Genomic DNA, 19881 nt, shown 5'->3' on the forward strand with positions numbered 1-19881 from the left:
AAAACATGCTGGAATTACTCATCGCAATATATGCCGGAATATGCTGGCTTCTTATTAAAAAATTAAAACTGATCCCGTGGACATTTACCACACAGGTTGTTGTTTACTCACTCCCTATTTTTGGATCCATAGCTTTAATATTAAGCCTGAACTACTTTTGCCCTATTACTTCTGATGTAAAGGTAGTCAACCGAAGTGTGGATATTACTACTCAGGTTTTAGGAAAGGTAAAGAAAGTATATGTAAAGACCAATCAGGAAGTAAAAAAGGGTGATACTTTATTTGTAATTGACAGAGAACCCTATGTGCAGGAAATTAAATCACTGGAAGCTAAGCTGAGCAGTATGAAAGCCACTGTACACTCTTATGATGCAGACATTTCGGCTTCCAGAAAAAATATTTCTGCATTACAATCACAGCTTGATCTTGCCAACAAAAGGGTAGCCCAATATCAGGAGCTTGTACAGGCAGGAGCAGCCAACAAATTTGATCTTGAACAGGCGACAACCAATGCACGTGATCTGCAATCCAGAATCAGTGCAGCACAGTCACAGCAGCAGTCTTTGGAAACAAAATCCAACGCTTCTTATGGTGGGGAAAATTCATCAGTATCTGAGATTCAGGCTAAACTGGACCAGGCAAAATGGAATCTTTCCCAAACCGTTGTTCTGGCACCTACAGATGGGATAATTCCGAATGTACAGCTGAATGAAGGAGCTATTATGGCGCCTTTCAAATCCGCATTTGTTCTGATTCAGAAACAGCAGTCTGTTATTGGATTTTTTGCTCAGAACGAGCTTGAATCAGTAAAAAAAGGAAATGAAGTAGAGCTTGCTCTTAAAACAGAACCGGGAAAAGTAGTAAAAGCTAAACTTGAATATGTAATTGATGCTACCAGCCAGGGGATTATGAATAATGCGGGAGGTATGCTGGGTGGAAACGGTTCTACAGCCGGACTTCCTGATACTGCAAGGCAACTACCCGAAACTGATGGAAAGCTTATTGCCAAGTTTGTACTGGAAGATAATCAGAAACATCTTACAGTGGGAGCAAGAGGAGCTGCAGTGATCTATTCTGATCATGTTAAACCTCTTCATCTTATCCGAAAAGTAATGGTGCGTATCAACAGTAAAATCAATTATTTGATTCCTAAACTTCATTAACATGTATAAAAAGTTAATTTTATTGAGCGCAATTGCTATAAGTTTAAGCTCATGCATCGGTTATAAAGAAGCTACGAAGGAAAATATAAATGAGCTGAAAGAAAAGAGTGAAATTGCTTCTCATATACAAATTCCGGATGACTGGATTTTTGACAGAAAAGCAAATTCAAAATCAATTTCTTATGACTGGATCACTGATCTTAAGACCTCTCAACTGGAAGCCCTGATTAATGAAGGAATGTCATATAATGCGGATCTGATTATTGCCAGAGAAAAGCTTAATCAGGTTGAACTGGCAATGGAAATTGCCGGAAGCGATCTTTATCCTAGTGTAAGTGCTGTTGCCAATACTTCCAATAATTTGGTCAGCGGCAGTCAGGTTCAACGTCTTGCACTAAAAGCCAATTGGGAAATTGATCTTTGGGGTAAAAATAAATCTTCACAGATGGCAAGTACCAGCAGCTATTTTTCTGCAAAACATCAGAATACACTACTGCATCAATCTATTGCCGGGATGATTGCCAAGGCTTATTTTCTGAATATTGCCGGAAACATTCAGGAAGATAAGGTTGAAGGTTATATTCAGAAGTCTAAAGAACTTGAAAAGCTCTATATCATTCAAAAGAAAGTAGGAACGGCCAATGCTCTGGATATTTCCAATATCTCTGCAGAAATTATTTCCCTGCAGGGCTATCTTGAGAAGATTAAAAATGCCAATACACAGTCCAGAAGATCTCTGGAACTTCTCACCGGAAAATACCCGGCGGGAAAACTGACGACCCAAAACTCTTTTAACCCTATAAAAAGTAATATTCCTGAGTCTTTCCCTCTTGAACTTCTGGAGAACAGATCAGATATACAGGCCAGTCATTTTCAGATTGAAAAAGTTTTTTATGAAGTACAGGAAGCTAAAGCAGCAAGACTTCCATCATTAAATATAAGCTCATCACTTGGGAGTGCAGGAAGTAATGTGGAATCTATTAATTCTTTATTTTCCAATCCTTTGGTAAAAGTGGGTGGAGGATTAGTTTCTCCTCTATTCAATGGTGGAAAGCTTAAAAAGAATGTAGAAGTAAAAAATTCCCAGCAGAAACAAGTCGTAGAAGAATATTCAAAAGCTGTTCTGAATGCATTGAACGAAGTGGAATCTTCTTTAGCGAATCTCCGTTCTATTGAAAAGCAGATGACTTATACGACTAACGCTGTCAATGAGCTGAAAAATAATATTACCCTCACTAAGAAACAAATAAAGGTAGGTACCAACAACAGTTTTGTACTGATCCGTAAACAAAGAGACCTTTTGAAAAGTGAAATGAACCTCATCAATCTGGAACTTCAGTACAGAATAGAGCGTATAAATCTTTATATGGCTCTAGGTGCGGAGAACTTCATTTATTCATAATTTTATACTTGAAGAGACTGCAGATTTTTTCTGCAGTCTTTTTTTATAAGGTATTAATGAGGCAGTCGATCTCTGAAATATCCATATACCCATGTTCCGGCAATTGCACTTAACAAGGTAACGGATACTGCTAAAGCTCCTGTTCCAATCTGAGCAAAAAGAGGTCCCGGGCAGGCTCCGGTAATGGCCCAGCCAAAACCAAATATCAATCCGCCATAGATCTGACCTTTGTTAAACTTTTTAGGTGCCAGTGTAATAGGTTCCCCATCAATTGTTTTTATCTTGAATTTTTTAATCAGCCACACTGAAATCATTCCTACCAATACAGCACTTCCAATGATTCCGTACATATGGAAAGACTGCAGACGGAACATTTCCTGTATTCTGAACCAGCTGATTACTTCTGCTTTCACAAAAATAATCCCGAAAATAATTCCTGCGGCAAGGTATTCCAGATTGTGATACCATGGATGGGTAGCAGTACTTTCGTTGACACAAGTGGTATCCTGATCACATATATACTGTTCTTTTTCTTTGATCATGATGTAATTCTCTTTTTAAATTATACTTATAGGGAAAGGATGATAGGCAAAATAAGATTAGCCATTAAAAAGCCCCCAATCATAAAACAGACTGTTGCCACCAAAGAAGGCCACTGTAAGTTGGAAAGCCCCATGATTGCATGACCGCTGGTGCATCCTCCTGCGTATCTTGTTCCGAAACCAACCAAAAATCCACCCACTACCATCATAATAAATCCTCTCAGAGTCAACAGGCTTTCGAAATTCATCAGTTGTTCCGGAACCAGATTACTGTAATTTGTGATTCCATATCCTGCCAATTCTGCTTTCAGATTGGGATTGACTATTATCTCATTAGGATTGACCAGAAGATGGGCTGCAATCATTCCTCCGAAGAAGATTCCCAGTACAAAAAATAAATTCCAGGCTTCTTTTTTCCAGTTGTATTTGAAAAAATTCACATTGGCAGGAACACAGGCTGCACAGATATGTCTCAGCGAGGAACTGATTCCAAAGGATTTATTTCCCATAATCAATAAAGCGGGAACGGTAAGTCCAATCAATGGTCCGGCAACATACCACGGCCAGGGTTCTTTTATAATTTCTAACATTTTTTTATTTTTTAATTCAATTTATTTAAAATTTTAGTCTGACAGACAAAATCACTTTTCGGAATCTCTGTAGAGCTAATTGCTTTAAAACCTCCTTCAATTTCTGAAAAGTTTCTGTATCCTCTTGCCTGAAGAATACTTGCGGCCATTGTACTTCTGTAACCGCTACCACAATGCATGTAGAAATGTTCTGTTGGTTCTATTTTATGAATCCATTCGTTGATATAAGCCAGAGGTTTGCTGTAAGCTTCATGAATATGTTCTGCGTTGTATTCACTTTCTTTTCTTATATCAATAATTTTTGCTTCTTTTTCTTTGATTTCAACTTCAAACTGTTCTGCAGAGATGCGGTTGACAAAGTCTGTTTCTTTTCCGCTCTTTTTCCAGCTTTCAAAGCCTCCATCCAGAAAACCTAAAATATGATCAAATCCTACTCTGCTCAAACGGGTTACCGCTTCTTCTTCACTTTCTTTTTCAGTGACCAGCAGAATAGGTTGGTTGACATCTGCAATTAAAGCACCTACCCAAGGAGCAAAATCACCATCCAAACCTATATTGATGGACTGTGGGACAAAACCTCTGACAAAATCATGGTTGTTTCTTACATCTAAAATCAAAGCTCCAGATGCTTCAGCAATTTCTTCAAACTGTTCAGGTGGAAGAGCATGCAAACCTTTTGAAAGAACCTCATCAAAACTGCTGTACCCTTTTTTATTCATCATCACATTCATTCCGAAATAAGCTGGCGGAGGCAAAAGCCCATCTGTTACTTCTTTTATAAAACTCTGCTTATCCTTTTGATTCAAGGCATAATTGGTTCTTTTTTGATTTCCCAATGTATCTACTGTTTCTTTCTGCATATTTTTACCGCAGGCAGAACCGGCTCCATGAGCAGGATAAACCGTAATATCATCATGTAAAGGCAGAATTTTATGATACAAACTATCATATAAAAGGCCTGCCAGTTCTTCCTGAGTCATATTCGCTCCTTTCTGTGCGAGATCCGGACGCCCTACATCACCAAGGAATAAGGTGTCACCGCTAAAAAGAGCTTTTTCAATACCATCTTCATCAATCAATACATAACATGAACTTTCAAGCGTATGTCCTGGTGTATGAAGAACTTTAATTTTAATATCTCCCAGTTCAAATATCTGTTCATCTTCTGCAATAACAGCATCAAACTCGGGATTGGCTGTCGGTCCATAAACAATTGGAGATCCGGTTTTATGGCTTAAATCCAGATGTCCACTTACAAAATCTGCATGAAAATGAGTTTCAAAGATGTATTTCAATTCTACTCCATCTTCTTTCAGCTTATTGATATAAGGCTGTGTTTCTCTTAAAGGATCAATAATTGCGGCTTCTCCCGCCGAAGTAATATAGTAAGCGCCCTGTGCAAGACATCCTGTATAAATCTGTTCTATTTTCATTGTATTTTATTTTGATTTGTTATCTGATACAAATTTCCTGCTTTCTGCTTTCCTGTACAGCTACTTTTGTTACATAAGAAAATTAAAGAAAGATTTCTTTTGTGATGATATAAATACCCATTACCAGAATAAACCATCCGAATGCAGGTTTCAATTTTTTGCCGTCTATCTTTTTTGATAGTTTTGAGCCCATTATAATTCCTGCAACAGCAATGACCGTAATAGAAATCAGCAGTTTCCATTCTACTTTCACCTGGTTTACTGAAGAAAGGAAACCGATTAAAGAATTAAAAGAAATAATCACTAATGAAGTTCCTATCGCGGTTTTCATGGGTACTTTTAAAAGATTCACTAATGCCGGGATAATCATAAAACCGCCACCTGCTCCTACCAATCCAGTTAAAACACCTACCATTGAACCCTGTCCTGCTGCCAGAAAAGCACTATTCTTATTCGTCATGCTTTCTAAAGGTTCTTCTGAAGAATTTCTTTTTATCATTTTATAGGAAGCCAGAATCATTAAACCTGCAAAAATCAGTAGTAAAAAAATATTTTTGGTAACTGTAAAGTTCTGCATCTGGAATACGTTTTCAGGAATTAAAGGAAGAAGATATATTCTGGTCAGAAAAATAGAAATTATTGAAGGAATCCCAAATACCAGCGCCATCTTAAAATTAACCAATCCTTTTTTAAAATAGGACACAGAGCCTACAAGACTGCTGATTCCCACTACAAAGAGAGAATATTCTGTTGCCAGAAAAGCATCAATCCCAAAAAGATAAACAAGTACGGGAACAGTGAGAATACTTCCCCCACCTCCTATTAAACCGAGAGAAACTCCTATTAAAACTGCGGCTGCATATCCTATAATTTCCATTTTTATTCAACTAATTCTGATGCAAAAATGGGAATGCGGGATGGAATCTACAGCTACTTTTGTTACATAAGGAGATTTTTTAACATGAATGAACACTAATCACTTCACGAAGGACATAAAGAAGTTAGAGTAATTCCTCTTCTTTGAGATTGCTTCACCTTCGGTTCGCAATGACTTTGGCCAACCGTCAAAAATTCAAAGAATTCTTGCCACCCCTCCAGAAAAGGGGAATATGAGAACCTTTGATTGAAGTGAAATGAATGTTATCAGTTCAGGGTTTTCAGAAGGGTGATTTTGTTTCTGCCTAACTTGAGTTTTCCGTCTTCTTCCAGTTGTTTCAAAAGTCTTGATACCACTACTCTTGCGGTTCCCAGCTCATTAGCCAGCTGTTCATGGGTCGTATGAATAGTTTCAGAACCGGTGAGTTCAGATTTTTTCTGCAATAGGTTGAGAAGTCTTTCGTCTACTTTTTTGAAAGCAATGGCATTGATGATATCTAATAGTTCTTCAAATCTTTTATGATACAATCGGAAGATATAATCCAGCCATTCCGGATGTTCTTTGATAAATAAAGAGACTTTGTCTACCGGTAAGAAAAGGATTTCAGCATCTTCTTCAATCTCAGCTTTTACAATGCTTTTTTCATTATGCATACCGCCCAGAAAAGACATAATACAGCTTTCTCCTGCTTTGATATAGTACAGTAAAATTTCACGCCCGTCTTCTTCCGTTCTGATCACTTTCAGCATTCCTTTCATCACAATAGGAATGGAACGGATGGAAGCATTTTCATCCAGAATAATATCTCCTTCATGATAATTTTTCGTTGTACCATATTGGTACAGCTTTTCTACCAGTTCCGGTGATGATGAAAATTCGGAAGAAAGTATGGTGTCGTTCTGCATTTTTTTTATTCTAATTTACGCCAATTTCATCAACAAACAACCATGCTTTGGAATCTGCACCGGGATTTCCTGCCGGAATAATGCCTGCATTTTCAATAGTTACTTTCAGGTATTTCGCGTTCTGCGTTCCTACATTCAGTTTGATTTTTCCATTAGCATTTTTAATTTCTGCAGTTCCGATTTCTTTGATCAGTTTAAAATTTGTGTTATCATCAGAAATATAAATCTTTGCAGATTTAGCCAAATGAATCCAGCTTCCTTTATTCTCAAGAGTATTGAAATACACTTCTGAAAAAGTTGTTTTCTGCCCAAAATCTATTGTTGCCACTACATCTTTTCCCTGAAAGCCCAGCCATGTTTTACCCAACTGTTTTACATTTCCGATAATACCGTCTACTAAGGTGAAAGCACCTCCAAAAGAATAGTTTTCACTAGGTGGTTGTTCTAAAGTTATCTTTTTTCCGGTAGTCTTTGAAATGGTAAATTGTTGTGTAGAAACCGCACTCTTCAATTGCCCGTCTTCAAAATAGGCTGATTTAACCGTTAAAGAATTAGGAATCTGAACCGCCCCCTGATACGTTTTAGAATTGAGGGAAGGGTTGGTTCCGTCCAAAGTATATCTGATTCCGTTTGAATTCTGTGATGTTGACAATTCATAAACAATTCCGTTATTGGAAGGAATTACTTTTCCGGTGATGTTATAAATGCTTCTTGCATAGTTGACCTTCATACCATCCAGAACTTTAAACTGGTTAATCACTCTGTTTTCAAATTCTTTATAGTTCTTAGGATCTGATGTTCCCCATCCCACTTCAGAAAGTGCCATTAATCTTGGGAAAATCATGTACTGTACCTGCTTAAAATCTAAAATATATTCCGTCCACAGATTCGCCTGAACTCCCATGATATATTGAGACTGTTCCGCATTCAGTTCGGAAGGAATAGGATTGTAAGCGTATACTTTTTCTAAAGGCGTAAATCCTCCAAAAGCATTAGGTTCAGACTGTGGATCTCCCTGATAGTGGTCAAAATAACAGTAAGCACCAGGAGTCATTACGGCAAAGTGTTTTGATTTTGCAGCTTCAATACCTCCGTTCACGCCCGTCCAGCTCATTACGGCAGCATTCGGAGCTAATCCGCCTTCTAAAATTTCATCCCAGCCAATGATTTTTCGTCCTTTGCTGTTAACATATTTTTCAATCCGATGAATAAAGTAGCTTTGTAAGCCATGTTCATCTTTTAAATTATTTTTCTTAATCAGTTCCTGACAGTGTGCACATTCCTTCCATCTTGTTTTCGGGCACTCATCACCGCCAATATGAATGTATTGGGAAGGGAATAATTTGATTACCTCATCCAAAACGTTTTCCAGAAAGGTAAAGGTTTCATCTTTCGGGCAGAAAACATCATCAAAAACACCCCATTTTGTAGCAGGTTCAAAAGGCCCTTGGGTACATGCCAGTTCAGGATATGCAGACAGTGCAGCCAAAGCATGCCCAGGCATTTCAATTTCAGGGACCACAGTAATGTGTCTCTCCTGAGCGTATTTTACCACCTCTTTTATTTGTTCCTGGGTATAAAAATAAGGTCCGTAAGGCTTTCCGTCAAACGTATTATCAACATAAGCTCCAATCATGGATTCTTTACGCTTTGAGCCAATTTGTGTCAGTTTAGGATATTTTTTGATTTCAATTCTCCAACCCTGATCATCCGTTAAATGCCAATGAAAAGTGTTCAGTTTATACATCGCCAGATAATCGATATACTGTTTCACCTCATCAACAGTGAAAAAGTGACGGCATACATCCAAGTGCATTCCCCTCCATGCAAATTTTGGCTGATCTTCGATTTTCATTACCGGAATTTTCTTTCCCTCTTTATACTGCTCAATAATCTGAATCAAAGTTTGAAGAGCCAGAAAATACCCTTGTTTCGTATAGGACTTAATATGAATTTGATTTGGAGAAATTTCTATTGAATAATATTCTTTTTTCTGCTGAGTCTCTGCTTCCGAAGACGAAGGAATGACAGAGTTTGTTAAATGAATCTCACCACCCTTCTGAGCATATTGAAATTGTAACTGAGAACCAATCCTTTTTTTGAAATATTCTGTTTCCTCTTTTGGCAGGTTACCGCTTAGTACAAAAGTTTTGGGGATTACAAATTCTCCCTGTAAAAGTTGAACTTTTTGAGGATAAGGGATTAGGTTTAATTTATTTTGAGCAAAAATCACGTTTGAAATCAATACAAAAAGTACTAAAAAAGTCCGTATCATTGGATGTGGTTAAGGTTTGAGCTAAGATAATTATTTTTCAAAACTCTTTGAACCTTTTTTAAAAACAAAATGTAAACATTTTAAATAGTTTATATGCTTATGAAATAAATAATTTACAATTAATAAACCATATCTATAGAAATTATTCTATTATATCCTGTGCATTATGGTTTGTTTTTTGATCAATTTAGTCGACTTAAAAAAATTAAAAGGTTTAAATTTGTAAAAAAATAGGATGAAAAAAAACATTTTCCTGGCAGTCGGATTATTATTCTCAATGTCAACTCAGGCACAAATCTTTGATATTATAAAATCTGCTGTTAAAGATAAAACAGGTGTAGATCTTAATACTCCGGTAAAAAGTAATGGTACCGCAACTTCTACTAAAACTACCACTACAGCTTCCGGTTCCAACAATTCATCTGCCAACCTTGGAAACCTTACTTCTACTCAGATTTCTTCAGGATTAAAAGAAGCTTTAAGTATGGGCGTAACGGATGGAGTAAAAAAACTGGCCGTAACGGATGGTTTTTTTAAAAATGAAGCGGTAAAAATTCTAATGCCTGAAAAATTAAGAAAAATCGACACTACCTTACGTTCTATCGGGATGGGAAGCCTTGCTGACGAAGGCGTGAAACTACTGAACAGAGCAGCTGAAGATGCCGTAACAGAAGCAGCTCCTATTTTTACAAATGCCATTACTTCTATGACAATTACAGATGCTAAAAATATCTTGCTAGGGAGTAATAATGCTGCAACAAGTTACCTGCAGGGAAAAACTCAGACTCAACTTTTCAATGCTTTTCAGCCCAAAGTAAAAGCTTCTTTAGGAAAAGTTGGTGCTGATACGCTTTGGAAAAATCTGATTTCAAAGTATAATACATTTACCGGACAGGCTGTTACTACAGATCTTAACGAATATGTTACTACAGAAACCATTAATGGAGTTTTTAAAATGGTAGCAGATAAAGAAAGTGGGATCAGAAATACACCTGCAATGAGAACTACGAGTATTTTGCAGAAGGTATTTGGGGCTCAGGATGGGAAATAAATGAGAAGTTAGATATTAGAGGTTAGAAGTTAGAAGTTAGTTAACATGCTAACGTTTAGATATAAAAGCTGTTTCGTGATGAAGCAGCTTTTTTGTTTGGTTTTAATTTCTTTTGTCTTGAAACAAAAGAAACAAAAGTTCAAGACCTGGAACTCTCCGCTAAAAATAATTCCTGTTCTCTAAAAATTCTAAACTTGCGCGAAATCATTATTTCTTAATCGGTTCTGAATTGGTCTCGCGCTTCGGACAGGAGAATTTTCTTAACGTTCACAGGACTTATTTTTTTAACGCTACGATGTCCTATGTCGGTTTAATGTTTATCTATAGAAAAATTTGCCAGAATTTTAAACGATCAAAAACTATTTACGTAATGAAGCAGCTTTTTTTTAGGTTTTAATTTCTTTTGTCTTAAAACAAAAGAAACAAAAATTCAAGACTGGGAACTCTCCGCTAAAAATAAGTCCTGTTCTCTAAAAATTCTAAACTTGCGCGAATTCTTTATTTCTTAATCGGTTCTGAATGGGTCTCGCGCTTCGGACAGGAGAATTTTCTTAACGTTGACAGGACTTATTTTTTTAACGCTGCGAGTTCCGATGTCGTTTATAAAAAAATTTCGGCCTCCCAAAGTGAGGCCGAAATTTTTTTTATTTATTATCAGATTAGAACTGCATCTCAGGAATTTCTCCTTCAATAATCAGATCTGCTTCTGTTGCTTTGATAATATCTTCTACTGAAACTCCCGGTGCTCTTTCCACCAGTTTGAATCCTTGTGGAGTCACATCAAGAACAGCTAATTCCGTAACTACTTTTTTCACACAGTTTACACCCGTTAAAGGAAGTGTACATTTCTTAAGAATTTTACTTTCTCCTGCTTTGTTTACGTGCATCATGGCAACGATAATATTTTCAGCAGAAGCCACAAGGTCCATCGCACCTCCCATTCCTTTTACCATTTTTCCCGGAATCTTCCAGTTGGCAATATCTCCGTTCTCTGAAACTTCCATCGCTCCAAGGATCGTAAGGTCTACTTTCTGACCACGAATCATCCCGAAACTGAAGGCTGAATCAAAGAATGAACCTCCTTCCAGAATAGTAATAGTCTGTTTTCCGGCATTGATGATATCAGCATCTTCTTCTCCTTCGAAAGGGAAAGGTCCCATCCCCAAAACTCCATTTTCACTCTGGAATTCTACGGAAATACCTTCCGGTACATAGTTGGCAACCAAAGTAGGAATCCCAATTCCCAGGTTTACATAATAACGATCTTTCAGTTCTTTTGAAATTCTTTTGGCAATTTGTTCTTTTGTAAGCATAATAAAAACTTAGACTGCAATTTAATTATTTTCACGTGAATACAAAAGGGCTTTGTTGTATTCAACAATTAACACTGTTAGTTAAAATAATATCTGTAATTTTGTTCCATTATTTTTTAATAGAATGAAAATACTTTTTAGATATCTTAAACCTTATCAGTGGCTGATAATCATCTCGTTATTTTTGGCTACGATCAACCAGGTTTTCTCTTTATTTGCCCCGGCTATCACAGGAAACATCCTTGATCAGCTGGTTACGCATCCTAACTTTTTTGATAAAGAAAAGCTATTACCCAGAAACCTGAATGAATATTTATACGGAAGCTCTGTATATCATGGTGCTTTTTACTTCTTGGGTCTGCTTATCGGAACTGCAATGGTGAGCAGAATTGCCAAAGCTTTTCAGGATTATGTAGTCAGTGTGATTACCCAAAAGTTTGGAGCGAAAATATTTACAGACGGTTTAAAACATTCTATGGCACTTCCCTACCAGGAGTTTGAAGATCAGAGAAGTGGTGAAACCTTGTCAATTTTAACGAAAGTAAGAGAAGATACAGTCAAATTCATCACAAATTTCATCAATATTTTCTTCGGAATTCTGGTGAGTATTATTTTCGTTTCCGTGTACGCGATCCGTTTACACTGGTCTATTATGCCTGTTTATATCTGTGGAATTTTCTTTATTGCAATTGTTACCAATTTGTTGAGTAAGAGAATCAAAGTGATCCAGAAAAATATCGTCACTGAAACCACCGCTTTAGCCGGAAGTACTACTGAAAGCCTTAGAAACATTGAGATCGTTAAAAGTTTAGGATTAACCAATCAGGAAGTCATCCGTTTAAATAACAACACGTATAAGATTCTTGGTCTTGAATTAAGGAAAGTGAAAAGCATCCGTTCTTTGAGTTTTATTCAGGGAACAATGGTCAATTTTCTTCAACAGTTAATTACCCTGACTCTTTTATTTTTAATTTTTAAAAACATTGTGACTCCGGGTCAATATCTGTCTCTGATGTTTTACGGTTTCTTTATTTTCGGGCCTATGCAGGAAATCGGGAATATCATTATTTCTTATCGTGAGGCAGAGGCTTCTCTTCAGAATTTTGACCGTTTGATGAAAAAAGAAGTAGAAGAAAAACCTCTTCACCCGAAACAAATCGGAGCTATTGAGGAACTGGAATTCAAACATGTTTCTTTCAAGCATCAGTCTGCCCAGTACAAAGCTTTAAATAACATTTCTTTTGATCTTAAAAACGGTGAGACTATTGCCTTTGTAGGACCGAGTGGTTCCGGAAAAAGTACTTTGGTGAAACTATTGGTTGGATTGTACAGACCTCAGGAAGGGAATATTTTTTATAATGGAATCAATGGAAAGGAATTTGATTTTGATGAGCTGAGAAATCAAATTGGTTTTGTAACACAGGATACCCAATTATTTGCAGGAACAATTAAAGAAAACCTTCTTTTCGTTAATCCTTCCGCTACTGAAGAAGAACTGGCCGTTGCTTTACAGAAATCAAGCTGCACTGCATTATTGGAAAGAGCTGAGAAAGGAATTGAAACGGTTATTGGTGAAGGCGGTCTGAAGCTGAGTGGCGGTGAAAAACAAAGAATTGCCATTGCAAGAGCACTTTTGAGAAAACCTCATCTGTTGATTTTTGATGAAGCAACATCAGCACTGGACAGTATTACCGAAGAAGAAATTACTACGACTATCAAAGACATTTCGAAAGAAAGAGAACAGATTACCGTTCTTATAGCACACCGTTTAAGTACGATTATGCATGCAGATAAAATTTATGTTCTTGAACGCGGACAGGTAGTAGAAACAGGTTCCCACGCCAATCTTATTGATGAAAAAGGACTTTACTACGCCATGTGGAGACAACAGATCGGAGAAAGAAAAACACTTACTCCTCAAGCATAAAAAAAGCGCTGAACATCTATTCAGCGCTTTTTATTTTTATTGTTTGAACTTATTCTTTAGTTCTTACGGTTCTCTGCTCAATTCTTTTTTCAAATTTTTCTCCCTGGAAAATTCTTTGAATCATGATTCCCGGAATATGAATTTCGTTAGGATCTAACTGTCCCGGTTCTACCAGTTCTTCTACTTCAGCAATGGTAATTTTTGCCGCACCTGCCATCGGATGGTTGAAGTTTCTTGCTGATCCTTTAAAGATCAGATTTCCTGCATGATCACCTTTCCATGCTTTTACGATGGAAAAGTCTGCATCGTAAGCGTGCTCCAGAATATGAGGTTTTCCTTTGAAATCTTTTACTTCTTTCCCTTCTGCTACTTCAGTTCCGTAACCTGCAGGTGTATAAAATGCCGGAATTCCCGCCTGAGCAGCTCTGCATTTTTCCGCTAAAGTTCCTTGTGGAGTAAGTTCTACATCCAGTTCACCTGAAAGCATCTGTCTTTCAAATTCAGCATTTTCTCCTACATAAGAAGAGATCATTTTCTTGATCTGTCTTTTGTGAAGCAATAATCCTAACCCGAAATCATCTACTCCCGCATTGTTTGAAATGCAAGTCAGATCTTTCACATCGCTTTCTACCAAAGCATTGATTGAGTTTTCAGGAATACCACAAAGTCCGAATCCGCCAAGCATCAGTGTCATTCCATCATTAATTCCTTCGATGGCCTCCTTTGCATTTTTTACTCTTTTATCTATCATGAAACATTAGATTTTTCTGTTGGCTAAATTTAATAAATTTTCTTGTATATCCTATGAATGGAAACTGTACTGAATTCAATGCATTTTTTCAAAACTGCTCCAAAACATTTAAAAACATAATAATCAAAACATTACATTAAAAACCGAACAAGTCTGTTCATTTTTTGTCTTATTTCTCGTCAATTTCATCTATATTTGCCCTCTCAAAGCCGGAAATACTGTATTAGTTCCGGTTATCATCTAAACACAACTTTAATGTAGAAATTATTTCAATGGTGTACAAATACTACCCTTTTCACTTCTTTTGATCGCTACAGAGATCTGTTTCAACACCCTTCATCACATTATCATATATAAATATCAAAGCTTACAAAAAAAAACATGAAAAAATTATTTACCTCAGCATTACTTGCACTGGTACTCAGCATCAATGTATGCGCACAGGAAAAAACTTATTTCGATGAAAACTGGGAAAAAACCACTCAGGACAACATGGAATATTACCGTGAAACGACTCCTAAAGGAAAACTTACCCTCATCAAAGATTTCTATAAGGACGGAAAACTTCAAATGGAAGGTTTCGCTTCTGATACAACTCCCAACAGTGAGGTTTTCGATGGAAAAGTAACCTGGTATACACCTGAAGGAAAAGTCTTGAATTTTATCACTTATTCTAACGGCCAGCAGGTTGGCCCCGCTCAGTCTTATGACGAAAAAGGAAGGCTGACAGAAGATATAGTATATAAAGCAGATGGAAACTTCTCAGGAAAAATGTTCACTTATAAAGATGCTGAAGATGGAATAGATTTTAATATTCTGATCGATTACGAAAACTCATTTCCTACAAAAACTACCGTTTATGATGACGACATCAAAGGGATCAGACATGAAACGATCATTGACAAGGACAGCAATACCGAGACGAAATATTACGGTGAAAAGGGCAAGTATCTGGGAAGCGGTACCTCTTCTCCTTCAGGGGAAAATATGATGGTAGATTACTACTCAAGCCCAATGAGGATTTCTAAGATAGAAAAATACAGAAAAGACGGCAGTGTAAAAGAGGGGGTAACCTATAGCAAAACCGGAAAGATCTTACAGGAACAGAAAATGAACAAAAAAGATGGCTATAAAACTACCTATGACGAGTCGGGTAAAAAAATAGGGCATCTGGTATATCAATATGATAAAGAAAACGATATTTACAATCCAATGGATGGAGAAGACTATCAGCTGTCCTATGAATACACACAGGTTTCATCTATAGATACCTACGAAAAAGGCTCAATTGTAAATAGCAAATACTTTGATGAAGACAAAAAATTATCGTCTGAGAAGTTTTTAAAAGATGATGTTATACAGGAAATCAAATATTATTCTCCGGATGGAAAGCTGAAATCTACATTAACTTACCAGGATGGTATTCCATATAATGGTACTACTTATGAAGGCTTTAATGAAACCCTCTATAAAGAAGGTGTTATTGTAAATATCAAAAACTATTATGAAGGGCTTAATAAACTGAATTATGAAAAAAAGCTGAATGCTAAGCAAACAGGTTATGAAGCAACTGTTTATGACACTAAAGGAACTGTTCTATATACTTTTACACAACCTTTCAGTGAAGATGGTGAAGATTATTATTTCACAGCACAAATCACACAGTATGTAAAAGGTAAACCAGCCAATAAATCTTCTGTAAAAGCTGGTGTTATTCAATCCGGAAAAATCAGGCTGAAAACATTTGATGGAGCCAAAGAACTTGAACGCAGCGGGAAATGGATTCTGTTAAAGCTTTATAATATGGATGGAAAGCTTATTCAGGAAACAAAGACTCTTGCTGATACTCAGGATGAAACTGCTTCTGCTGAAAACCAGACGTTACTTAATGAGGATGATCTGTACTATCCATTTGACTAATTACCATGTATCTATATCAAAGGCGGTTTCAATTTTTTTTGGAATCGCTTTTTTATTTAACTAGAGACTCTCACAAAGATTGGTAATTTAATATATCTTATTTTCAACACTTAAGAAAAATCAAAAATTTTTAAAAACTTATGTGTACTTTTTCAGCGTGAGAATATGCTTTTCATCTTACTAAAATGCTTAAAAACTTTTGTGACTTTTGCGGTTTGTTTTTGCCCACAGATGACACAGAATTTCACAGATAATTATGGCGCATTATATTTATTTACATCAATAAAAAGAAGCTATCATTGCTGACAGCCTCTCCATTATAATTGTGTTTAGTTTACCTTACTGAATAATCAGCTTTAAAGTAAATAGTTTTCTTCCGTGTACTTTCACAAAGTAAACGCCTGCCGGAAGATTTTCATTCACCAAAGAGAAACGTTGGTTATTGATATTTTTCGATACATACAATAATTCTCCCGAAGCTGAAACCAATTCAATTTTTTCAATCGGGTAATCGCTTTTAATAAAAGTAGGCTGTCCCGGTTTGGTTGGGTTTGGATACAACACTACGTTTTTCTCTGTACTTCTTGTTTCTTCAGTTCCTAAAGTAGGTGAAGCCACCTGGAATTGTACTCTGTTTGAAACTTCCGTATAGGAATCATTGGTAAACATGACCATGTAATAATTTCCTGGTGTTGCAGGTACAGCTGTTCCCTGAATGGTTTTTGTTCCCTGAGTCACTCCATCAAAATAAGTATAAGAAACAAAATTATCATCCGGAGTCTGAACACTTTGAGGATAAATTCCTAACCAGTCTTTGATGATTCCCGGAGAATCTGTCCATGAAGCCGTAATATTTTCTCCTAAAGTGTATACAGGTTTGTTGATCCAAAGATCGGTAACAATATCTCCTACTTTAAAGAATACCTTCTCCCCGATTCCGTTATATCCATCTTCCAACAGATACTGAGCATAATAATATCCTTTTGGAAGTCCTGTAAAATTCAATGTTCCGGATGCAGTTGTCACATAGCTCCATTTGATAGAAGCTGTAGTTCCCGGAGTCTGTCCCATTTTATAAATTCCGATCCAGTCTTTCTGTAAGTTCGGTCCATCTGTAAAATTAATGGTAACCGTTCCTCCTACCGGATACGTATCAGCGGTAGTCTGCAACTGTACTTTCGGTCCTACATAGAAATTTTTTCTTGGAGTGATTTCTGTATATCCTCCATTTGCAAAGAATCCTGCAAAATACTGACCTTTAGTAGCCAGACCATTATTGAAAGTTACTGTTCCTGCAGTCTGCCCATTTGTATAAATATACCCTTGTGAAGTGGTAGAAGCCGGCGTTTGTCCTTTTTTATAGATTCCTACCCAATCCTGCTGATTTCCCGGACCACCTGTAAAAGTAGCTGTGATAGCTTCATTCTGAGTATATTCTGTTTTGTTTAAAGTAAATGTAGGATTTGAAACCACACTTCCTGTAATTTCGAACTGCTTCACATCACTCCAATCGCTCCATTCAAGGTTTCTGTCTCTGTAACGTGTTTTCACATAATAGATTCCGTTGGGAATAGAATTCGCTGCCAATGTCGCTTTTGTGATGTCTACTCCATCATTCAAATTTTTCGTTTTATCAGGAGTTCCGTTTCCATCTTTTCCAAACCAGTTTTCAAAATCGCGGTAGAATTCCTTTTCAATTACAGAAAAATTCGAGGCTTTACTGATCTGGAACTGTGTTGTATTTAAAAGCTCTCCATTAGAAGACGAAAATGCACTTCCGTTCAATGTCAAAGGCAAAGTAATTGGCCCTGAGAAAGTATTTGTAATGGCTGGTTTTGCCGGTTTAGGCTGATTTTTATATCTGTGGAAGGAATCTACCAATACATTGTTTTTCTTGTTGTAAACTCCACCGATGGAATAGCATTCAATATCTACTTTTCCGGTTGGAATATCTACTTCCACAATCTGATAAGTCCAATCTGTCAAAGTTTTCTGAACATCGTCAAAATCCTGTTCATTAGACATTCCCCAATATTGATCCCAGGCTGTTCCTCCGGAAATAATCTGATAGTTCGGTGTATTTTTAAGCTGACCTCTGTGGTATAAATGGTGGTGAGCTCCAACGTGCATTAAATATTTATCAGAAGTTACCAGAAGCGGTACGGCATTTTCTCTTACCCAGCTAGAAATATCTCCTACGTATTGTTCAGCCTGATACGGTCTGTGACTCAAAGAAATAATCCAGTCTACAGTAGAATCATTGTTGGCAGCTGTTAAGATCTGCTGAAGCCATGTCTGTTGTGCTGACCCTGTATGTTCAGAACTTAAACTTACAAATAATACATTTCCTGCCTGCTGGGCATAATAATTCTCATTTCCTGAGCTTATTCCTTTATAACTGATTTCATCAATATAAAAATGGGCATAGTAAGAATTCATTCCCATCGTTCCGTAGGTTTCATGGTTTCCTACTGTTGTCTGAATAGGCAGATAAGGTGATAATTTGATATTCTTTTTAAAGTGGACATTTTCATAGTGGTCCAATGTACCTACGTCTACCTGGTCACCTACCATAAAAGTAAGCGCAATATTATCTGACGGATCTGAAGTAGCTCCGAATTTTTCTTTTAGTTTTTTATACGCATTCAAAGTAAGCGTATCATATCTTGGCTCTGCTTTGATCTGGTTGTCCCCCATAATAAGGAAACGGATCTTTCCATTGGCAGTTACAGCCTGTCCCGGTAAAGGAAGTGTTCTGAAATTATAAACAGCAGACTCAGTGGTTCCTGTTTTAATCTTATAATAGTATTTCGTGTTCGGCTGAAGATTAGCAATCTTTGCTGTGTGATAATAGTAATTGTTGTTGTATCCCGTATCTGAGAAGATATTGGTAGTTCCCGTTACGGTTACATTCAGGTTCGTTGGAGAATCTCCGTAGATCACTGTTGTTTCATTATTGGAAGCTGTTTTCCAATTGACGATCATAGAATTCGGGGTGGGGTTTTGTAAATAAGGATACAAAGCCTGCCCGAAAGCCATCTGGACCGCGAAACAAAAAAAGAAGAAATAATGTTTCATAATCGTTTTAGTTTTAAAATAACATATAGAATTTCGAATTGTAAATCAACTATTTAAAAATCCTTGCTCAGATTTTTTTACTTCGGGCAAAAGTAGAGTTCCCATATAAACTCTGTCTGATGGTACTTTAAAGAAACCGTTAATTTTTTGGCAAAACCGGAATGAAAAAATTATAGTTTTTAGCACATTAAATATTTGGTGTATTCAAAAACTATTTTGTACATTTGCAACCTGTTATTCAACCTCTGACGAAGAACGTGTAAGTTGCTTAGCTTTAACATTTTATTTTATTAATAATGGATTTATTAAAGTACGTACAAGACAAGTACATTGCGAAAAAAGAATTCCCTGAATTCAAAGCAGGTGATACAATTACTGTGTATTACGAAATTAAAGAAGGACAAAAGACTAGAACTCAGTTCTTCAAAGGAACAGTTATCCAATTAAGAGGTACTGGTTCTACAAAAACTTTCACTATCAGAAAAATGAGTGGTGATGTAGGTGTAGAAAGAGTATTCCCTATTAACATGCCTGCACTTCAAAAAATCGAAGTTGATAGAAGAGGTAGAGTTAGAAGAGCTAGAATTTACTACTTCAGAGACCTTAGAGGTAAAAAAGCAAGAATCAAAGACGCTGCTTACAAGAAGAAATAAT

General features: G+C 36.7%; 15 protein-coding genes. 6 read left to right on the top strand and 9 right to left on the bottom strand.

All coding sequences use genetic code 11. The features are described from left to right. Positions 1–5: 5 nt before the first annotated feature. Positions 6–1163 carry an HlyD family secretion protein gene (locus ACMA47_RS03960; RefSeq protein ID WP_413928762.1) on the top strand — a complete coding sequence of 386 codons (1158 nt, stop codon included), beginning with the start codon at positions 6–8 and terminating at the stop codon, positions 1161–1163. A 1-nt stretch (position 1164) separates the two neighbouring features. Beyond that, positions 1165–2565 (top strand): TolC family protein, encoded by a 1401-nt coding sequence (locus tag ACMA47_RS03965; protein ID WP_413928763.1) that lies wholly within the window; start codon positions 1165–1167, stop codon positions 2563–2565. A gap of 53 nt (positions 2566–2618) precedes the next feature. Here ACMA47_RS03965 and ACMA47_RS03970 read toward each other — a convergent pair whose 3' ends face one another. From ACMA47_RS03970 to ACMA47_RS03995, 6 genes are all read right to left on the bottom strand, one after another. Beyond that, positions 2619–3107, bottom strand: a complete 489-nt coding sequence (locus ACMA47_RS03970; RefSeq protein ID WP_413928764.1) for a DUF6691 family protein — start codon at positions 3105–3107, stop codon at positions 2619–2621. A 26-nt stretch (positions 3108–3133) separates the two neighbouring features. Beyond that, the gene (locus ACMA47_RS03975) at positions 3134–3697 is read right to left on the bottom strand and encodes a YeeE/YedE family protein (RefSeq protein ID WP_413928765.1); all 564 of its coding nucleotides are present in this window, start codon (positions 3695–3697) and stop codon (positions 3134–3136) included. Positions 3698–3708: 11 nt separating this feature from the next. Beyond that, positions 3709–5130: an MBL fold metallo-hydrolase gene (locus tag ACMA47_RS03980; protein WP_413928766.1), complete on the bottom strand. Its 1422-nt coding sequence runs from the start codon at positions 5128–5130 to the stop codon at positions 3709–3711. 82 nt (positions 5131–5212) lie between these two features. Continuing rightward, complete coding sequence (locus ACMA47_RS03985; RefSeq protein WP_413928767.1) at positions 5213–6007, bottom strand: sulfite exporter TauE/SafE family protein; 795 nt, start codon at positions 6005–6007, stop codon at positions 5213–5215. A gap of 266 nt (positions 6008–6273) precedes the next feature. Further along, complete coding sequence (locus ACMA47_RS03990) at positions 6274–6912, bottom strand: Crp/Fnr family transcriptional regulator (protein ID WP_413928768.1); 639 nt, start codon at positions 6910–6912, stop codon at positions 6274–6276. A gap of 10 nt (positions 6913–6922) precedes the next feature. Continuing rightward, on the bottom strand, positions 6923–9187 hold the full coding sequence (locus tag ACMA47_RS03995) for a family 20 glycosylhydrolase (RefSeq protein ID WP_413928769.1): 2265 nt from the start codon (positions 9185–9187) through the stop codon (positions 6923–6925). A 235-nt stretch (positions 9188–9422) separates the two neighbouring features. Here ACMA47_RS03995 and ACMA47_RS04000 point away from each other — a divergent pair, with 235 nt between their 5' ends. Continuing rightward, positions 9423–10238, top strand: a complete 816-nt coding sequence (locus ACMA47_RS04000; protein WP_413928770.1) for a DUF4197 domain-containing protein — start codon at positions 9423–9425, stop codon at positions 10236–10238. A 659-nt stretch (positions 10239–10897) separates the two neighbouring features. On the opposite strand, the gene ACMA47_RS04005 is transcribed toward ACMA47_RS04000, so the two are convergent. After that, positions 10898–11551: a CoA transferase subunit B gene (locus tag ACMA47_RS04005; RefSeq protein WP_034695353.1), complete on the bottom strand. Its 654-nt coding sequence runs from the start codon at positions 11549–11551 to the stop codon at positions 10898–10900. A gap of 124 nt (positions 11552–11675) precedes the next feature. On the opposite strand from ACMA47_RS04005, the gene ACMA47_RS04010 reads away from it, so the two are divergent. Beyond that, entirely contained in the window at positions 11676–13478 is a 1803-nt protein-coding gene (locus ACMA47_RS04010; RefSeq protein ID WP_034695352.1) for an ABC transporter ATP-binding protein, read from the top strand. A 49-nt stretch (positions 13479–13527) separates the two neighbouring features. Here ACMA47_RS04010 and ACMA47_RS04015 read toward each other — a convergent pair whose 3' ends face one another. Then, positions 13528–14229, bottom strand: a complete 702-nt coding sequence (locus ACMA47_RS04015) for a CoA transferase subunit A (protein ID WP_034695351.1) — start codon at positions 14227–14229, stop codon at positions 13528–13530. A gap of 381 nt (positions 14230–14610) precedes the next feature. On the opposite strand from ACMA47_RS04015, the gene ACMA47_RS04020 reads away from it, so the two are divergent. Then, on the top strand, positions 14611–16149 hold the full coding sequence (locus ACMA47_RS04020; RefSeq protein WP_413928771.1) for a membrane-binding protein: 1539 nt from the start codon (positions 14611–14613) through the stop codon (positions 16147–16149). Between the two features lie 339 nt (positions 16150–16488). On the opposite strand, the gene ACMA47_RS04025 is transcribed toward ACMA47_RS04020, so the two are convergent. After that, positions 16489–19227 carry a fibronectin type III domain-containing protein gene (locus ACMA47_RS04025; RefSeq protein WP_413928772.1) on the bottom strand — a complete coding sequence of 913 codons (2739 nt, stop codon included), beginning with the start codon at positions 19225–19227 and terminating at the stop codon, positions 16489–16491. Positions 19228–19523: 296 nt separating this feature from the next. On the opposite strand from ACMA47_RS04025, the gene rplS reads away from it, so the two are divergent. After that, positions 19524–19880 (top strand): 50S ribosomal protein L19, encoded by a 357-nt coding sequence (gene rplS / locus ACMA47_RS04030; RefSeq protein WP_002980648.1) that lies wholly within the window; start codon positions 19524–19526, stop codon positions 19878–19880. Position 19881 lies beyond the last annotated feature (1 nt).

The organism is Chryseobacterium sp. T20 (genome assembly GCF_047345655.1).
Taxonomy (GTDB): Bacteria; Bacteroidota; Bacteroidia; order Flavobacteriales; family Weeksellaceae; genus Chryseobacterium.